Annotated in this window: 11 protein-coding genes and 1 pseudogene; 2 read left to right on the forward strand and 10 right to left on the reverse strand. The window is 39.5% G+C overall.

What is annotated here, in order from left to right; genetic code table 11:
* A pseudogene (locus tag QSE00_RS25340) lies at positions 1-100 on the forward strand (IS982 family transposase); the annotation flags it as partial.
* A gap of 270 nt (positions 101-370) precedes the next feature.
* On the opposite strand, the gene QSE00_RS03335 reads toward QSE00_RS25340, so the two are convergent.
* The 3 genes from QSE00_RS03335 to QSE00_RS03345 all read right to left on the reverse strand — a co-directional run bounded on the left by QSE00_RS03335 (position 371) and on the right by QSE00_RS03345 (position 4,252).
* A complete protein-coding gene (locus tag QSE00_RS03335; protein WP_286104860.1) occupies positions 371-1,276 on the reverse strand; it encodes a leucine-rich repeat domain-containing protein in 906 nt (301 codons plus the stop codon).
* A gap of 12 nt (positions 1,277-1,288) precedes the next feature.
* Positions 1,289-2,167: a hypothetical protein gene (locus QSE00_RS03340; protein WP_110354675.1), complete on the reverse strand. Its 879-nt coding sequence runs from the start codon at positions 2,165-2,167 to the stop codon at positions 1,289-1,291.
* Positions 2,168-2,335: 168 nt separating this feature from the next.
* Positions 2,336-4,252: an ABC-F family ATP-binding cassette domain-containing protein gene (locus QSE00_RS03345; RefSeq protein WP_286104862.1), complete on the reverse strand. Its 1,917-nt coding sequence runs from the start codon at positions 4,250-4,252 to the stop codon at positions 2,336-2,338.
* A 65-nt stretch (positions 4,253-4,317) separates the two neighbouring features.
* On the opposite strand from QSE00_RS03345, the gene QSE00_RS03350 reads away from it, so the two are divergent.
* The gene (locus QSE00_RS03350) at positions 4,318-4,710 is read left to right on the forward strand and encodes a DUF983 domain-containing protein (RefSeq protein ID WP_110354673.1); all 393 of its coding nucleotides are present in this window, start codon (positions 4,318-4,320) and stop codon (positions 4,708-4,710) included.
* On the opposite strand, the gene QSE00_RS03355 is transcribed toward QSE00_RS03350, so the two are convergent.
* The 7 genes from QSE00_RS03355 to topA form a co-directional block, all read right to left on the reverse strand.
* The gene (locus tag QSE00_RS03355; RefSeq protein WP_286104863.1) at positions 4,694-5,755 is read right to left on the reverse strand and encodes an NAD(P)/FAD-dependent oxidoreductase; all 1,062 of its coding nucleotides are present in this window, start codon (positions 5,753-5,755) and stop codon (positions 4,694-4,696) included. The two genes, QSE00_RS03350 and QSE00_RS03355, sit on opposite strands and share 17 nt — an antisense overlap.
* Before the next feature lie 185 nt (positions 5,756-5,940).
* On the reverse strand, positions 5,941-6,843 hold the full coding sequence (porN, locus tag QSE00_RS03360) for a type IX secretion system ring subunit PorN/GldN (protein WP_110354671.1): 903 nt from the start codon (positions 6,841-6,843) through the stop codon (positions 5,941-5,943).
* A gap of 103 nt (positions 6,844-6,946) precedes the next feature.
* Complete coding sequence (gene porM, locus QSE00_RS03365; protein ID WP_110354670.1) at positions 6,947-8,515, reverse strand: type IX secretion system motor protein PorM/GldM; 1,569 nt, start codon at positions 8,513-8,515, stop codon at positions 6,947-6,949.
* A gap of 58 nt (positions 8,516-8,573) precedes the next feature.
* The gene (gene porL, locus QSE00_RS03370) at positions 8,574-9,224 is read right to left on the reverse strand and encodes a type IX secretion system motor protein PorL/GldL (RefSeq protein WP_110354669.1); all 651 of its coding nucleotides are present in this window, start codon (positions 9,222-9,224) and stop codon (positions 8,574-8,576) included.
* A gap of 86 nt (positions 9,225-9,310) precedes the next feature.
* Positions 9,311-10,666: a T9SS ring complex lipoprotein PorK/GldK gene (porK, locus tag QSE00_RS03375; RefSeq protein ID WP_286104865.1), complete on the reverse strand. Its 1,356-nt coding sequence runs from the start codon at positions 10,664-10,666 to the stop codon at positions 9,311-9,313.
* A 116-nt stretch (positions 10,667-10,782) separates the two neighbouring features.
* On the reverse strand, positions 10,783-11,940 hold the full coding sequence (locus QSE00_RS03380; RefSeq protein WP_110354814.1) for a formimidoylglutamase: 1,158 nt from the start codon (positions 11,938-11,940) through the stop codon (positions 10,783-10,785).
* Position 11,941: 1 nt separating this feature from the next.
* Positions 11,942-14,431 (reverse strand): type I DNA topoisomerase, encoded by a 2,490-nt coding sequence (gene topA / locus QSE00_RS03385; RefSeq protein WP_110354667.1) that lies wholly within the window; start codon positions 14,429-14,431, stop codon positions 11,942-11,944.
* Between the last annotated feature and the right edge of the window lie 106 nt (positions 14,432-14,537).

Consider the following 14,537-nt stretch of genomic DNA (forward strand, 5'->3'; position numbering starts at 1 on the left):
TGGAAACTTCATCACAAATATGGTTTCCGGACTCATTGCATATGCCTTTTACCCAACAAAACCAAACATCAATATAGACAACCTTCAAAGAATTGGATAGTCCTTATATCGAACTCACGTTATTTATAATATATTTTGCACCAAAGAAGGAGCCTATTATTAGGAGAGCTCCAATAATAGATAATGCAATTTTTCTAGAATTCATAAAGGGTCTATAAGTTGGTTTGACTGCAAAACTATCTATTAGTTTAAGGGATTCTTGTTAAATGTATCTTAAAGTTCCGAAATACGGGGATAATCAAAAAACAAAACAAAAAAGGAATACAATTTGTATTCCTTTTAACCAAACCAACTTATTTTTAAACAATTACTAGTCTTCCTTTTCATCCTCAAACTTCGTATCTGCCATCCTTGATTTAACAGCATCAAAATCTTTGTATTGATTGTCTTTTTTTATTTCTTCCCTATCATAATCAAAAACAAGGAACTGACCTGAGTCCAAGCCTTCCATATTATCGAAAGAAAAGATATTGTTATTCTGAATTTGAAGTACTTTAAGGCTTGCCAATTGTCCAAACTCTTTTGGAATTTCCCCGCCAAGTTCATTGTTCGCCAGTACCAACTCCTTTAAATTTCCCAATTTTCCCAATTCTCCAGGAATAGAACCATACAATTTATTTTCAAAAAGTCCCAAACTCTCCAATCTTGAAAGCTCCCCTAAGGAATTTGGAATACGACCCGTAAGATTATTACTGGATAGGTTAAGCTCCTTTAAAGTTTGAATGTTTCCAAGACTTTCAGGTATTTTCCCACTTAGGAAGTTATTGAATGCCGAAAGTTTTACCAATGATTCCATATTCCCTATTTCTGAGGGTATCTCACCTTCCAGCCTATTCATTTCCAATTTCAACACCTCCAATTTGCTTAACTGGGCTATAGTTTTCGGAATTTCTCCGCTTATGGTGTTGAAGGCAAGGTTTAGACTTACCAAATGCTTTAGATCCCCTATGTTTTCGGGTATACTACCCACAAGGTTGTTCCTAAACAGGTTAATCTCCACAACATGCCCATTATACACTTTTACTCCAAACCAACTGTCTACAGGGGCATCAACATCCCATGTATTATTCCATTTTTGACCTTGGGTACTTTTATAAAGTTCCAATAGTACGTTTTTTTCGCTTTTTGGAACCATGGCATTTACCGTTGCAGTAAATACAAAACAAAATACAAACACCAATAAAATGCAAGCTCTTGTTAATTTCTGTAGTATCATATACGCGTTCATTTAATTAAAACTATCCTCAAATCTGGTATCGGCCGTTCTTACGTCCTTATTACTATTAATTTTGTTAAAATCAAAATTTCTATGATTACTGCCATCATAATCAAAAAGGGCAAACTTACTACTCCCGGCATCAGCACTGAAATCACTTTTACCGAATCTATTGTTTTGAAGTTGCACCAATTTTAGGTTGGGAAGATCCAAGATATCGCCAGGGAATTCTCCCCTAAATCTGTTTTCCGCCAAAACAAGCATTTTAAGGTTGGTCAAATTATCCAGACTGTCTGGCACCACACCACCAAAATTATTATCACCCAATTCCAGACGCTCTAAATTTTTTAAATTTCCAAAGGTCAAAGGAATTGAGCCACTTAAGCCATTATGGGAAAGCAAAATTACCCTTAACCCTTTAATCCCGCCCATGCTTTGTGGCAATTCGCCAGAAAGGTCGTTGTAAAAAAGATCCAATACAAGTAGCTTTTCCATGCTCCCGATATTTTTGGGAATTGAACCTGTCATCTTATTTTTCCCCAACCTAAGTACAGCCAATTCTTTCAAATCCGTAATACTTTCCGGAATATACCCTCCAATATTATTTAGGGCCAGGTTCAATACTTTTAAATTCTTTAGATCTCCTATGGAATTTGGTATGCTCCCCCCAAGGTTATTGTTCATTAGGTTAATGGAAACTACCTTATTGTTCTCCAGGGTAACACCTTCCCAGGTAGAAACCGGGGCATTTAGATCCCAACTTTTTATCCAAGACTCGCCCTTGGTATTGTTATAAAGGTCTATAAGCACATTCTTTTCCAGGTCGGTAACCTGCCCTGACAAAAGTTGTCCAATTAAAACCACAAATAGCATAAGTATGCTTTTTTTCATAATTTTCACTTTTTACCCTAATTTAAGGAATAAGAATTACCTTACAAAATAAGATTATTGTTCGATAAACAGCAAAAATAATCGATGAAAAACGTTCAAGAACCCCGTATTTGTTGTGAAAGTGTAAAAAGTTGTGGTGAAAGAAATTTAAATTCCCTGGTTTTTTTCCTACAAAGAGAATCCTTCCAGTTCCAAAGTAATATTTTCCCAAGTTTTCATTAGGCTTTCCAGGTTCTTTTTTTTCTTCTGATAAGAGTCGAAAAAATTGGCCTTTGCAATCGTTGCATCGTAATTCATTAGTAGGTCATGATCAATTCCGGCTATCTCCTTTTCCAAGCGGGCAATATCGCTTTCCGTTGAACTGAGCTTATTTTTTAGGGATTTAATCCTTTTTTGATCTTCGAAATCGATATGTTTCTCCTGTTTTTTTTCTTTCTTCTGGACTACCGTTTGCTTCTTTTCTATGGCTCGGAAATCTTCCACTTTCCGCTGTTCCAAATAGAAATCTATATCCCCAAGATATTCTTTAATGCCACCATCCTTAAATTCATATACCTTGTTGGTCAGTCCCTGTAAAAAATCCCGGTCGTGACTCACCAATATCAAGGTTCCATCAAAATTTTGAAGGGCCTGCTTAAGGACGTTCTTGGATTTGATGTCCAAATGGTTTGTTGGCTCATCCATTACCAACACATTAAAAGGCTGTAGTAACATTTTGGCAAGGGCCAATCTGTTCCGTTCACCTCCGGACAGTACCTTCACATATTTCTCAACCTCGTCGCCCCTGAATAAAAAAGAACCCAATATATCCCTAACCTTACTTCTGTTCTTTTCATTGGCTGCATCTATCATGGTGTCCAAAATAGTCTTTTCACCGTCCAAATATTCTGCCTGATTTTGCGCGAAATAACCAATTTGTACATTATGCCCTAATTTTAGATGCCCCTTATGGTCCAAATCTCCCACTATTATTTTTGCCAGAGTGGATTTCCCTTGACCATTTTGTCCTACGAAAGCGGTCTTGGAGTCCCGTTCTATTAACAGGTCTATTTTCTTTAGCACATGATTATCCCCATAGCTCTTGGATAAACCTTCTATTTCGGTTACAACCTTGCCCGGCGTAACCGAAATTTGAAATCTCAAGTTCATTACGCTATTGTCGTCCTCGTCCACCTCAATCCGCTCCATTTTATCGAGCTTCTTGATCAGCGATTGTGCCATGGAGGCTTTGGTGGATTTGGCCCTGAACTTTTCAATCAATCTTTCGGCCTGCTGAATCTCCTTTTCTTGATTTTTTTGGGCATTCAATTGCTGTTGCTTTATTTCGTTCCGCAGTACCAGGTATTTGGAATAGGGTTTATTGTAATCATATATTCTTCCCAGGGATATTTCAATAGTCCTATTGGTAACATTATCCAAAAACATTTTATCATGGGAAACAATCATTACCCCCCCTGGGTAATTCTTCAGGAAATTCTCCAACCAAATTATTGATTCGATATCCAGGTGGTTTGTTGGTTCATCCAACAAAAGCACGTCATTGCTCTGCAACAATAGCTTTGCCAATTCTATCCGCATTCGCCAACCACCGGAAAAGGTTTCGGTTTTCCTATCAAAATCCTCGCGTTTAAAACCCAGTCCCAATAATACTTTTTCCGTTTCGCCCTGATAATTGTAACCTCCCAATATTTCATAATGGTGGGTTACATCATTCAAGTCTATGATCAATTGATTATAGGCCTCACTTTCATAATCGGTGCGTTCCGCTAGCTGATGGTTAATTTCGTCCAACCTCAATTCCAAGGCCTTGATCTCCTCAAAGGCCTGATGTGCTTCCTCAAGGACCGTCCTGCCCAAATCAAAATCGATATCCTGTCGTAGGAACCCCATTTTAATATCTTTGTCCGAGGCAATAGTTCCCGAATCTATGGGCATATCTTTCGATAAAATTTTCAAAAGAGTAGATTTACCCGCTCCGTTTTTTCCTATTAGACCAACCCGATCCCCGGAATTTAAACGGAAGGATATTTCTTCAAACAGATATTCTCCTCCAAAAGAAACGGAGAGATTGTGGATATTAAGCATATTTGGTGACTAATGTTACACTAATTAATGCTACAAAAATGTAATTTTGTAGAAACTTTTTGCAAATGTTAAAAAAAGGAAACAAACTCTACAGCATTTTAACAGGAACTTGTCCTAAATGTCATGAAGAGAGTATGTATCAGGACAAAAACCCATACCATCTGGGCAATATCTTTAAAATGAACGAGCGTTGTTCCCATTGTGGAACCAAATACAAAATAGAACCCTCTTTTTTTTACGGTGCCATGTATGTTAGTTATGGCGTAGGTGTAGCCTTTGCCGTAGCCACTTTCGTAATTGCCTTTTTATTTTTCAAAGCCACTTTGATAAACACTTTTATTGCCATTATTGTGACAATGATCGTATTTATGCCTTTTATTATTAGGGTTTCGCGAAATATATGGATTAATTTCTTTATAAAATACGATCCCAAGGCCAGTACTAAGATAGGTTCCTAAAATGCTTCTTGGTAAAACGGGATAGGTCCATTGCGGGCACTAGCGCCTCTTTTTTTTCAATTAGGGCATATAGCTGCATGGAAGCCATTGGTGCGATCATGACCCCTCGGGAACCCAAACCATTGAGTAAATACATGTTTTCATGCTCTGGGTGCCTGCCTACAAGTGGTTTCCTATCACTTACCGTTGGCCTAATCCCCGCTACGTGGTCAACAACTTCATAAGGACATTTTAAAAAGGTGTCCAATTTTTGCAGGAGCTCCTGTTTGCATTCTTCAGTGGGCGTATTACTCTTGTCCTTCCATTTGTAGGTTGCTCCTACCCTATATAGATCCTCGCCTAAAGGAATAATAAAAACAGAGGATTTTATAACCCTTTCCTCCTTTAAGCTTGGGGACTTGATAGTCAACAATTCTCCTTTTGTACCGTTGAGTGGCAAATAATTGAAATACGGATTATTTTTTAGGCCATACCCTGTAGCAAAAACTATATTTTTAGCCTTTAAACCACGGTATTCCACAAATCCGCCCTGTAGTTTCAGCGCTTCAAAATCAAAGGATTCCCGAAGTATTAAATTGTGTTCTGCCAGATACCTTTTGTACTGCGATACCAAAACAGAGGTATCTATCCTACCCGTATGCAACACTTCCCCATAGCCAAAGGGAGCATCAATGTGCGGATTATCATTTGGAAGTAATTTTGGCCCCATAAAACGACTTAAATTAGGCTTGTCCGAAGCCTCGAACCAAAGATTCTGTTCGTTGATACTGGCAAAACGCCTTAGGATAGGAATCTTGTAATCCAATTGGATATTTAATTTACTTTCCAATTCGGAATAGAAGGGAATGGCCAGGTCCAATTGTTCTTTGGCATTCCATGCCATTGTAAATCGCTTAAGGGTAACGGGGTTGTATAGCCCCCCTGCTACCACGGAAGAAGTTTGGGATTCATCACTGATTACTTTAAACGACTTTTTATTTCTCTCCAATACCTCACCAAAGGAAATACCGGCCAAGCCCAGCCCCACAATTAGATAATCTACCATTTTACAAAAGTAGAGAAGGAATTTTGAATCTTCATCAAATTGAAATAATAATCCTAATCGTCCAAATAATATTACTACACAATAAGGCCAAATGACAAAACCTTCCGCGAAACCATTTAAAAAAAGAGCGCCACATCCTAGGATGTGGCGCATAACTTTATATGTGAATTGGAATATTATTAAGGCTAGTAGGCCCACATATCTTGTTCCCTATCTCGGATAACCTCCTTAATTCGTTTGGATTCCAATAATTGAAACAAGGCATTATCAGCTATATAGTCCTTAACCTCACGGTCTCCATGCACATTATCCTCTTTGTAGATCGTTGCATTGAATCTTCTTGCGTTCAGCAACATATCAAAAGAAATAGGCTGTGCGGAATTACGTTGGTTAAACACTTTGGCTTCATGTAATATTTGTCTTGCACTAGGATACCAAACCCAGAACAATGGAACTTTTGCCTCTGCCAAATCCATAGACTCATCATCTATGAAGTTAACATCCGGAGCAACAGGTGCAATACCCAACAATCGGTATTTTAATTCGCCCAATCTTTTATCGAAATACCATATTCCTTTAATAAGGTACTCCTCCAAATCGGCAGCGGTAAGGTTCCTACGGTTAATATATTCTGGAGAAATAGGCTCCCCGGCATTATATTGCTCATATCCGTAGTCTGTTGTATCCACTTTCTGCAAAGTTGCAGCCAAATCGCTAAACTTTCTTTTTTCGGTAAAATAGGAGTCCACATAAACATCCTCCAATTTTCCATTTTTAATGTTTTTGATCAACACATCGTATAAGGACCTTCTATCCGGGCCTATATCAATGGTGTCCAAAGGATAATAGAGTGGAAAGTTAACACGCTCGTCCAAATCGATTACCTCCCAAACGGTTTTGGACCAGAGAATATCCCTGTCGTCCACATAGGCGTAAGGTAAAGGAGCATCATTATCTTTCTCGATCTGCGCCTGGGTCTTCTTACCTATCTCTTCCGGTAATTTGGCATTTAAAATATTTGCCTGGGCGGAAATAGACAATGGCAACAGGACCACTACTCCAATTAATAAAACATTTTTCCAATTCATCTGTTTAAATTTATTTTTTTAGTCTTCAGTCCCACTAAAGTCGGACTGGTGAATCGGCCATGGCAAACATTCCAATTTACCACGGCCATTCACTACATTTTTACTAGTTTGTTATCTCCACAACAACAGGAGATACCTTTTTAAGCTTATAGCTTTTATTGTTTGTAATATAAGCTTCGATATCAAAAATCTGAACGGCATCACCACGGCTTGCTCTTTTAAGGGCAGACTTGGCTCTAGCATCCAATTTGTTACCTTTTACATCTACAGTTGGCTGTCCTGGCACTTTAAATTTGAATCCACTAACCGCAAGGTTAAGGTCAAAATCAAAGTCTTCCAACAAAGCTCCAATAGTAGAGATCTCCAAGTTGTTTTTACCCATTCTAGCACTTCCGGATTCTCCTCTTACAGATCCCGAAGGTCTTGGAATATCCTTAATTCTGAACTCAGAAGAAGTTTTGATCATTTGTCCATCGGGCAACTTACCTGAAGCAGTAATGGAAACCGTTCTTCCTTTACCAGGATTCATAGCGTATTTACTTCCACTTTGCTTACTAAGCCCTGGAGCGGATGCAGTAACATTATTATCCGGAATACCAGGAATGGAAATGGTTATAGGATTGGAAACACCACGATAAACAACGTTCATCTTATCAGCTGAAATAACTGCGGCATTTGGTTTGGTAATAGTGGCAAATGTAGAGGATACTGGCACTTCTGTACGCTCTCCATCCTGCATAAACACCAAGTTACCTTCAATCTTATGATCACCAGCACTTCCAGCACTTACGGTCAACCTTACCTTACCGTCCTCGATTACATAATCGGTTCCTTCACTTAACTTTCTTCCATCTAGGGTCAAGTTAACTTCATTAGGTTTTGTAGTGGCATCTTTACGACCCAACACAATATTTCCTGCAAATTTTTCACCTGCATAAAAAGCAGATTTTTCCTGCTCCAACAAAGTGGTATAATTGGTCATGGAAACCTCACTGCTCAACTGACCTTGCAACATTGCCTTTAAGGCATCTTCCTCAGTAGCTTTTACGTCTGCCTGAAGCGAAGTAATCTTGGTTAAGGAGGCTACCAAAGGATATCCTTCAAAGTTATAGTTTAACCAATCTTGCTTGGTCCCGTCCCTCTTTTCAACCTTGCCATTCTCATCACCGGTTTCGAACCTAGATTTTACGGAAGACTTTACAGACTCCAATTCTTTAGGCATAACAGCGGTAATCTGAGTACGATAGTTGACCAAGCGGTCCAAAAACTCTTTTCCATCCGCACCAAGTTGGTCTCCCTGGAAAAAACGCTGATCCAAATAATCGGTCTTGTCCATTACTTGATAATCTTTAGGATCCTCAACATCGGCCATCATCTCCTTTTTCAAGTTTTCCAAATATTGGTAATACTCTGCAGACAATTCCTTTATTTTCTTGGCATCCTCCAAAAGAGGGCCAAATTTTTCAGCATTTTCAGATGCTTTAGTTTCAAGACCACTTAGGAAAGCCATATTGTTTTCCGTGGTTTTTATGTTAGAAGCTTCTAACTTTTCGTTCATAAGACCGAAAGCCGATAGAACTTCTTTTCCCATATTTAAGGCCAACATCGCGATGAAGATCAAGTACATTAGGTTGATCATCTTCTGACGTGGTGTTGCTTTTCCTCCTGCCATTTTTCTAATTAGTTTTAATTATTAATTGATTTGGGTTTGGTTATTGAATGGTAACTAATTAGTTTCTATTCATTGCAGATAACATACCACCGTATACTCCGTTCAAAGAAGAAAGGTTGGTTGCCAAAGACTCCATCTGCTCTTTAAGGGCACTTGAATTCTGTACTACTTCCTCATTGATGGATGCTTGTCTGCTTGCGCTTTCCAATTGTACTTTGTAAAGACTGTTCAAAGATTCCATTTGAGCGGCAGCTTGTACCATTTCATCGGAATACTTTTTGGTAGATTCCATAGCATCAACAGTTGGAGCTATACCCTTGGCTGCACCTTCAAAGTTTCTAATGCTAGATCCAAGACTTTCCATAAGGCTGGCATCTACACCGGCTTCTTTTAACAATTCATCCAATTTTTTGGACAAAGAAGCTTCTGCCTCCTTTATTTCAGCTTTGGAATTTGATTTTCCCGAAGAAGCACCTCCGTTTAATTCTGGGTATACCAATGACCAATCGTACTCGTCATCTACTGGTTCAAATGCACTGATAGCAAAAATTAATGCCTCGGTAATAAGTCCGATTGCCAATAACAATCCTCCCGTAAGTGGGCCAAATTGCCAGTGAAGAATCTTGAATAATGCTCCTATAATTACTACAGATGCACCAAGCCCATAGGCCATGTTAAATAATTTCTTAGTTGATTTTGACTGTGCCATAATTTTAAATTTAATTAAGTAATGTTAATAATAAGTATTTGGTTTATCGTTTGATTCAAATATAAAGGTCTTCTTTATTTTATATCCTAATTGGTAGAGTCTTCCTCTCCCATGTAATCCTGTACGGTTCTAAAACCGATATAACTACGTGCCGAATCCTGGTATTCATAATCCCTGGTACTTACCTGTAGGAAATAAGCAACATCTTTCCAAGATCCACCTCTAATAACTTTTCTTGCATTTTGGGTAGATTCCGCATTTGGGTTCATGGTAGACACATATTCATATGAATTTGGGTCATAGCTACTATTGGTCCATTCGGAAACGTTACCCGCCATATTATAAAGGTTATAATCGTTGGGCTCATAGGCTTTGGCCTCTACCGTGTACAACGCTTGATCCGCCGCATAATCCCCACGCTGTGGTTTAAAGTTGGCCATAAAACAACCCGTATCGCTGATCACATAAGGACCACCCCATGGGTATGTACCACCTTCTATACCCCCTCTGGCCGCATATTCCCATTCCGCTTCTGTTGGCAATCTAAAGCGGTTGACAAATTGCTTGCCCCTACTTTTTTGATCGTCGTTCTTGAATTTTGTTCTCCAGTTACAAAAAGCCTGGGCCTGTTGCCACGTAACCCCAACAACAGGATAATCACTATAGGCATCATGCCAGAAGTAATCGTTGTGCATTGGTTCATTATAAGAATATGAAAAATCTTTTATCCATACCGTAGTATCCGGATATATTTCCAATTCTTCCTGTTTTATGAAATCTTTTCTACTCCCCTTTTTGGCACGGGCCGCAGCCTCAATATCCATCCAGGTATATTTGTATTTCAATTTGGTTACATCTATATGACGTTGGCCATTATAGGATTCCTCCTGAGAGATATACAATGAATCCATTACCTCGGCATAATACTCATCCGGATATTTGGAAGTATCCCAAGTTAGGTCTTGTTTCCTGTCCAATGCCCTGCCTTCGTAGCCTGTTTCTCCCATACCTGCATAATTGTTCAGCATGTACTTATCGTAGGCAGACAATCTTGTAGTATCGGCATCCTTAAAGGCATAATCACCTATGCCTCCATCTTCAGGTCCCAATCCCAACTCATCGGCCAAAATAGCCAAACGGGTTCTTGCAATGGAATCCTTTACCCATTCTACAAATTGACGATATTCACTATTCGTAATTTCGGTATCATCCATGTAGAAAGATCGAACAGTTACAGTCTTTGTCGGGGCATTTAGTACCTTAGCCTGATCTTCCTCACTCTTACCCATGATGAATGCTCCTCTAGGGATCAATTCCATACCATAGGGTTTTTCGGGATACCACTTTTTTCCTTGAGCTCCGACCAGCTCTCCTTTTGTTTTGGACCCACAACTTGAGAGTAAAAAAACAAATGCTATAGATGACAACAATAGCTTCTTCATACGTTAGGTTAAATTTCGATTATGATTATAAATGCAAACACAAGTATTATTCTCTAAAACTTATTTTTAAATAATTTATTGTATAAAATTTGTTTTTATACCCTAAATTTATTATTTCAATTAAACCCTTTTTTGTAGGCTTTAAACCACCGCTCAGGAATATTTTGATTACATGCATCCAGATAATCCAACTCAGTGCATGGTAATAACGCGGGTGAATTTGTTTTAGTATGTGAAGTTAAAATTGAAGGTACCTCTACCCACCATCTTTCGCTGAGATGACTTTTATAAAAGACAAGGGACTCATCTTCTGTAGGTACGGTATACTTGGTGAAGTCGTTACTATTACTATTGGGGGTCTCTTTAATCCTAAAGTTTAGGCCCTCTATAAAATACCATATTATTTGGGCAACAAGTTGAAAGGCCTGATTGCTATTCTCGCATTCGTAAATCCCAAATACGGATACATTGTCGCTAATTCCGGCATATCTTGCGATGGCACATATTTCCCTTCCATTAAAACCGTTGGGAGAAAAGTTTCGGGAATATCCTATATCCGCAGCACGTATGGCACGGGCATCCAAACTAACCACATGGGCATTTCTTAGTACAGGTTCTGCCAGGGTAATATTGGAAATTAATTCGCCCAACCTATAGGAATCAAAGAAAAGTCGCTCCATAAGGTCCAATTCTTCCTGGGAATTAAAATAACTTTGATAACCAATATTGGAGAAATTGAAAAGATTGTTGGGCTTGTCGGTAATTATTTTACTCATATAGGAATGGGAGGAAATAAGGTCTTCATCCATCCCAAAGTCGAACCTACTATCTATGGAAACCAGATTAACCATATTCTTAAGTCCGTCAAAAGCCCTATATGTAGGATAGGTAAGGTCTTGGGTTGCTCCAATGACAATAGGGATAATATTTTCTTCCAGCAAGCCGGCAACTATTTCCTTGACCACAAAATAAGTGTCCTCTACGGTCTCTCCTTCCTCTATATCTCCCAAATCCACGATGGAGGAATTCCAGTTCCCCATCATTAAATTATACAATTGTAGCCTTATTTCGGAAATATCCAGGCGCTCCGGTTTTTTTTCAAAAGCATTTCTAGATTCATTGACCCCTAGTATAGCTACACTTACATTGGCCAGCACCGGAAGACCATGCCGGGCAGTGTGCATGTAAACGTGTTTCCCCAATGCTTGGGCCGGAAGTAATTCGCAGTGGGCCAATACCCTGTCACTTACGGGTACTAAAAAATCGAATGCCATATTATTTCTTAGCCTTAGGTTTTGCTTTTGTTTTTTTCTTAGGTGTCTTTTTCTCAATTAATTCCTGAGCAGCTTTAAGGGAAATCTTGGTGGCATCCACATCTTTGGAGACCTCCACCTTAACCTTGCCCTTAATTATGGTATGCCTTCCCCATCTCGCTTTTTCTATTCGTATACCTTCTTCTGGCCATTCCTGGATCAACTTATCAATTTCCTTTTGTTTTTTGGCCTCTATAATCTCTTCAATATCCTGTTTTGACAGGGTATCAAAATCGTATTTCTTACTAACATTAATAAACATTCCGTTCCATTTTATAAATGGACCAAATCTTCCAACCCCTTTGGTAACCTCCTTATCCTCATAAATTGCAATAGGGGCATCGGCCTTTTGTTTTTCCTTGATAAGTTCCACTGCCCGATCCATATCTATCTCCATGGCATTTTCGTCCTTGCCCAGGGACACAAACTTTTTACCAAACCTTATATAGGGACCAAAGCGACCCACGTTGGCCTCCACGTCCTCCCCTTCATAAACACCTAGCTTTCGCGGTAATTTAAACAGGTCCATAGCCTCTTCGTAGCTAATGGTATTTAAGGACTGGTCCGGTAACAGGCTTGCAAACAAGGGTTTTTCCTCATCATCTACGGTACCCACCTGTACCATAGGCCCAAAGCGGCCCAACCTAACCGAAACCTGTCTTCCCGACTTAGGGTCGGTACCCAAAATACGTTCTCCACTGGCCCTGTCCGCATTTTCCTCCACATCCAAGACCTTGGGGTGAAAATCCCCATAAAAATCCTTCAAAACCTTTTGCCAATCCTCATCACCTGAAGCGATCTCATCAAAATCCTCTTCCACTTTGGCAGTGAAATGATAATCCAAAATTGTTTCAAAATGTCCTACCAAAAAATCGGTTACAATAATTCCTATATCCGTAGGCACCATTTTCCCCTTATCGGAGCCTACATTTTCCTTTAAATCCTTAGTGGTCAGTTTATCGGATTTCAGAAGTAGCTGTACATAATTTCTTTCGGTGCCTTCTATGGTGCCCTTTTCCACATAGCCTCTATTCTGGATCGTGGAAATTGTAGGCGCATAGGTAGAAGGTCTTCCTATTCCAAGCTCCTCCAGTTTTTTTACCAAAGAGGCTTCCGTAAACCTATAAGGTGCCCTGGAAAAACGCTCTGTTGCAGTTATATAATTGTTAATGAGCTTTTCGCCTTCCTTCATTGCGGGAAGCATCCCTTCCTGTTCTTCACTTATATCTTCTTCATCCGTGCCTTCCAAATATACCTTTAGGAAGCCATCAAATTTGATTACCTCCCCGTTAGCGGTAAATTCTTCCTTATGTGTATTGGTCTTTATTTTGACATTGGTACGCTCCAATTCCGCATCACTCATTTGTGAGGCCAGGGTACGCTTCCAGATAAGCTCGTAGAGTTTGGATTGATCCCTTTCCAATGAAGGGGACTGATTGGTCATTTCCGTAGGGCGGATGGCCTCATGGGCCTCCTGCGCTCCTTTGGATTTTCCGGTAAAATTCCTAACCTTACTGTACTCCTTGCCGTAGTTACTAATAATGGCATCCTTTGCCGCATCTATAGCATCCTTGGATAGGTTAACACTATCCGTTCTCATATAGGTAATTAACCCCGCCTCGTACAAGCGTTGTGCCACCTGCATGGTCCTTGAAACCGAAAAATACAATTTCCTTGACGCTTCCTGCTGTAGTGTTGAAGTTGTAAATGGGGCCGCCGGCGATTTTTTGGCCGGTTTCTTATCCAGGGAAGCAACGGAAAAATTAGCTCCTATATTTTCCTTTAAGAAAGCTTCCGCCTCCTTCTGGCTGGCATAGGTCTTATTTAATTTGGCCGTGAATATACTTCCTTCATTGGTTTTGAACTCGGCCGATATCCTAAAAGCCGCTTCCGGCTTAAAAGCTTCTATTTCCCGCTCCCTTTCCACAATCAATCTCACCGCAACGGATTGAACCCTACCTGCAGATAATCCAGGTTTAATCTTTTTCCATAAGACTGGAGAAAGTTCATACCCCACCAATCTATCCAAAACCCTCCTTGCTTGTTGGGCGTTTACCAAATCATAATTAATTTCCCTAGGATTCTCAATAGCCTTCTGAATGGCCGATTTGGTTATGGAGTTAAAAACTATCCGCTTCGTTTTATTCTTGTCCAATTTCAACTCCTCTGCCAAATGCCAGGAAATTGCCTCCCCTTCGCGGTCCTCATCACTGGCCAACCATATGGTATCTGCCTTGTCCGCCAAATCCTTGAGTTTTTTAACAAGGGCCTTTTTATCTTTGTCAACAATATATTTAGGGGCAAAATTATTCTCCACATCCACTCCTAATTCCTTGGAAGGCAAATCGGCAATATGTCCAAAACTGGACTCTACCTTATAATCCTTTCCTAAAAATTTTTCAATTGTTTTTGCTTTAGCCGGGGACTCTACGATTACTAAATTCTTTGCCATTAACTAGTTTTTGGTGACACAAAAGTATACCAATTTTTTTATTTAATGGGCTTTCATTTGTGCCACCATAAAAAAACACCCCTAATTTAAGGGGTGTTTTAAAGTA

It is taken from the genome of Arenibacter flavimaris, from assembly GCF_030291335.1.
Classification (GTDB): Bacteria; Bacteroidota; Bacteroidia; order Flavobacteriales; family Flavobacteriaceae; genus Arenibacter.